The following is a 4,114-nucleotide window of genomic DNA, read 5'->3' on the forward strand; positions in this document are numbered from 1 at the left end:
AGGCCAACCCCGAATGAGACCCGACCCGCGAACGAGCGGCACAAGGCCCACGTCGGAGCGGTCCGCTGTATGGACAACGCGCCACCCAGGCGCGCGGCTCCGTACAGACATCGGGTGAACATCGCCTCATTACGTGATGACTCTTAGGCTGAGGTCCGCGTCACGCAGTGGCTGTGGCTGCCGCCGGCCAGCGCGTACGGCGGGATAGCAGCGTCCACACGAATGGGTTCGACGCTGCTGAGACCGCGATTAGCGCCCGGTCGTCAACGAGGCCGTTGGCACAGGCCTCCCGCTCCGCCGCCGACCATGCCGAGGCACCAGAGTCCCAGGCTTCGGCGAGCGGGACGAGGTGTCGCCCGCACCCTGACGAAGCTGCTGCTGACATCTGCGACAGCCGCAGGGGCGGGGACTGTACGTCGTTCGTTCGGTGTAACTCTCGATCACGGACGATGCATCGGTGACCAGAGTGCGGCCCAGCACGAGGCTGTCGAGCTGACGGAGGCTGTCCCGGCGCAGACTGCGGACGACCAATTGATCGACTAACTGGTGGGCATGGCCCAGGCCGGGGCCTGCAGCTGACCGGCGAGGGCGGGCTGCTGAAGCAGCTGACCCAGCGAGTCTTCAGGTTCGGCGAGCCTTTACAGGCTCCGCCCTGGGCCTGGTTCTATTTCCCAGGTCGTCCCAGCTGGTGGATGGTCCAGCCCGCCGTGCGCCAGGGCTTGGGGTCGAGGGTGGTGCGGCAGTCGACGAGCAGGGGGGTGGCGGGACCGTCCACGAGGGCATAGGGGTTGGCCTGCGTGTACTCCGGCCATTCGGTGGCCAGGACGACGAGGTCGGCGCCATCGAGTGAGGCGGCCGAGTCGCCGGTGTAGTCGAACTCGGGGTTGCGGATCATGGCGGTGGCCACGGCTTGCGGGTCGTGCACGGTGACGGTGCTGCCGGCCTGCTGGAGCGCGTGGGCGAGGGCGAGGGCCGGGGATTCGCGGACATCGTTGGTGCCAGGTTTGAACGCCGCGCCCCACACGGTGACCCGGGCGCCGTCGATGGGGCGGTTACCTAGGGCGTGGGTGATGAGACTCAGGGCAACGTCGGTGCGCGACTCGTTGATCTTCTCGGCGGCGCGTAGGAGGGTGGCGGCCTGCTTGGCACCGAGTTGCCGGGCGGAGGCGGTGAAGGCCCGGACGTCCTTGGGGAGGCAGCCGCCGCCGTAGCCGATGCCGGGCCTCATGCCGCCGCTGCCGATGCGGGGATCGATGCCGAGGATCTCCACGATCTGGGAGACGTCGCCGCCGGCCGCCTCGCACATGTCGGCGACTGCGTTGATGTAGCTGATCTTCAGGCCGAGGAAGGTGTTCGCCGCGCCCTTGGCGAGCTCGGCGGTCTGCGGGTCGGTGACGAAGATCGGGACACCGGCGTCCAGGATGGGCGCGTAGACGGCGCGGATAGCCTTCTCACCCTCGGCGGTGGTGAGACCGGCGATGATGCGGTCCGGGCGCAGGGTGTCCTGGACGGCGTGTCCCTCGCGGAGGAACTCCGGGTTCCACACGACATCGACGGCTTGGCCGGCGGGGGCCAGGCGTTGGGCGAGGGCGGTGACTTGGCTGGTGGTGCCGACGGTGACTGTGCTCTTCCCGACGATCGTGCTCGGCCGGTCGAGGTAGGGGGCGAGTTGGCGGATGGCGCCGTAGACCTGCGCGGTGTCGTAGGTGCGGCCGTCGGCGTCGATGGGGGTGCCCACGCCGATGAAGTGCAGGTCGGCGAAAGCGGCGGCCTCGCGGATGTCGGTGGTGAACCGCAGGCGCCCGCTCGCGGTGTGGTGGGCGAGTAGCTCGGGGAGGCCGTCCTCGTAGATGGGGCATGTACCGGCGTTGAGCTGGTCGACCTTGGTCTGATCGACGTCCACGCCGATGACTTCGTGACCCAGTTCGGCCATCGCCGCAGCGTGCGGGATGCCGAGGTGCCCACAGCCGATCACGGAAACACGCATTGCAGTCGCAGTCCTTGTCTGGTCGGGGGCACACCGTGCCCGATGTGCCCCCAGACGCTATCGGTGCGGGATCGGGTCGGGAGCTGTCCCGGCTTCAATCAGATGGTCACGTTGAGGAGTTGGGCCAGGTGGAGCAGGGCGGGGATGGCTTCGGAGCGGACCACGACGTCGCCCTTCCGGGCGCCCTCGATGAGGTAGGGCTTGTGGACTCCGTTCTCGGTGATGCCTTCGGTGTCGAGGTAGAAGATTGGCAGGCCGCGCTCGCGAGCGCGGGCTTGGACAGCGCGTCGGTCGGCGTGCAGACCGATGACGAGCAGCGCCTTGGCGTCGTCGGGTAACGGCATATGTGGGGTGCGCTGGTCGTAGCGGCGCATGAACGCTTCGTCCAGCCCGGTGCGCGCGAAGAGGCGGTCGAAGTTGTGGGTGGCTACCGGGCCCACCATGTGACCGGCGTCGTGGAGGGCCTTCAGGGCCCGGTGCGCGCTGGTCGGTTCGGCGAGGAACAGGCAGCGGAACATCGCTGCCATGTCATCGACCTTGCTCACCGTGTCCGTCAGGATCTCCTTGATCAGGGTGTCGTCAGCCGGGGCGAGGGTGAAGGCGTATCCCTGGGTGAGCTCGTTGCCCGTGCGGGCGGTGACCCGGTAGACCTCGTGCAGCCAGTGCAGCGGTGGAACCCCGGCCTCGATTGAGGTCCCGCAGCCGGCCTCCACGACGAACGGCAGGTGGTCCAGCAGGCCGGACAGGTCGTTGGCGTACGTCGGGGTGCCGCGTTGCTCTTTGACGCGTATCCCGCCGGCCAGCACGTCCCAGGGCAGGTTGCGTGCCGCCCGGGTGAGGGTGTAGGCCACGGAGTGGATCGTGACGTCGACCGACGTGAATCCCTCGGGGGTGGCCCGATCGGCACGTTCGTCCTGCGGGTGGACGGCGTGCTCAGCGATCGTGGCGCGCAGGTCGCCGCGGCGCCAGGAGCCGTCTTCGGTGAGCTTCCACCGGCCGTCGACGAGCCACCGGTCCAGGTCGCGGCGGTGGTTGGCGATCTCCTCCTTCGGAGCCAGCCACGACACGTACAGGTAAAGCTCCTCCATGGCCAGACGTTCCATCGGCTGGGTCCGGTCGAGGCCGTAGTGGAGGCGGTAGTGCACAACGCGGCGGCGGCCGGACTCGTCCTCGGTCCACCCGGACTGCTCGCGGTTGGCTGGGTGCTGCGTGCGCCGCCAGATGCCTTCCTCGACGGCCGGACGACGCATCCCGGTGGCCTCCGGGGAGAAGTGGTCCTCCCACATATGGACCTGGTCGGGGGTCAGAGAGTCGATCACGGAGTAGGGCAACAACACAGTGGTCTCCTTGATGTAGTGGCTCGAGGGGGCCGATGGCGTGCGGCCTGTGCGCGTTCAGCGCACGGTCGGCGGTGAGGCGCCGTCTGGGCGCCTGAGGCGATGCTCGGTGTCACCTAGACGTCCCGGTCCAGGGCGGTCACGGCTCCGGCGAGAGCCGCTGTCAGGAAGTCGATGTCCTCGTCAGTCGAGGTCAGTGGAGGGGCGATGACTAGGCCCTCGCTCTTGGGGTGGCCGGCCCCGGTGAACGGGTAGAGGAACACGTCGCGGCGCTCGGCCTCCTTCATCAAGGGCCAGAGCAGACCGGGCGCGACTTCCACCCCGTACAGGTGCCCCAGGCCCCGGACGTCCCGTACCGGCCCCGGGCCAGCCAGGGCGCGCAGGGAATTTCCGAGCCGCTCCCCTCGGGCGGTGAAGGCGTCGAGATCCATAGCCTCCAGCTCGTCCAGGACACCGAGGCAGGCCGCCGCCTGGAGCGGGTGTGTGGCCATGGTGCCCATCGCGGGCAGCGGGTCCGCGTCCTCGTGCCGGAGCAGCGGCGCTATCTCGGGTGACACCAGTACCGCGCCCACACCCGTGTAACCGGCCCCCAGGCCCTTGGACAGGATGCACAGGTCCGGCTCGGCACCGTCCCAGTGCTGGCTGGCCAGGGGCGTGCCGGTGCGCCACAGCCCGGTCAGCACCTCGTCGTGGATTTTACCGATCACGGTGTGGGCATCCCGGTCGTTCGTTTGGGTGGCCCAGACGGCCGTCCCGTCTCCATTTACCGATCCGCAACGTTGCCTCCGTG

General features: G+C 68.9%; 3 protein-coding genes and 1 pseudogene. All 4 read right to left on the bottom strand.

The features are described from left to right. Positions 1–226: 226 nt before the first annotated feature. Positions 227–352: pseudogene (locus AC07CM_RS50395) on the bottom strand (HNH endonuclease); the annotation flags it as partial. 312 nt (positions 353–664) lie between these two features. Then, entirely contained in the window at positions 665–1,987 is a 1,323-nt protein-coding gene (locus AC07CM_RS50400; protein WP_478883285.1) for a UDP-glucose dehydrogenase family protein, read from the bottom strand. A gap of 98 nt (positions 1,988–2,085) precedes the next feature. Then, the gene (locus AC07CM_RS50405; protein WP_478883286.1) at positions 2,086–3,324 is read right to left on the bottom strand and encodes an SIR2 family protein; all 1,239 of its coding nucleotides are present in this window, start codon (positions 3,322–3,324) and stop codon (positions 2,086–2,088) included. Positions 3,325–3,440: 116 nt separating this feature from the next. Further along, the gene (locus AC07CM_RS50410) at positions 3,441–4,031 is read right to left on the bottom strand and encodes an aminotransferase class III-fold pyridoxal phosphate-dependent enzyme (RefSeq protein WP_478883287.1); all 591 of its coding nucleotides are present in this window, start codon (positions 4,029–4,031) and stop codon (positions 3,441–3,443) included. Between the last annotated feature and the right edge of the window lie 83 nt (positions 4,032–4,114).

Source organism: Streptomyces sp. NPDC044061, assembly GCF_056434305.1.

Coding starts and splice junctions, on each gene's coding strand:
- AC07CM_RS50400 (WP_478883285.1), bottom strand. CDS start 1,987: ATGCGTGTTTCCGTGATCGGCTGTGGGCACCTCGGCATCCCGCACGCT.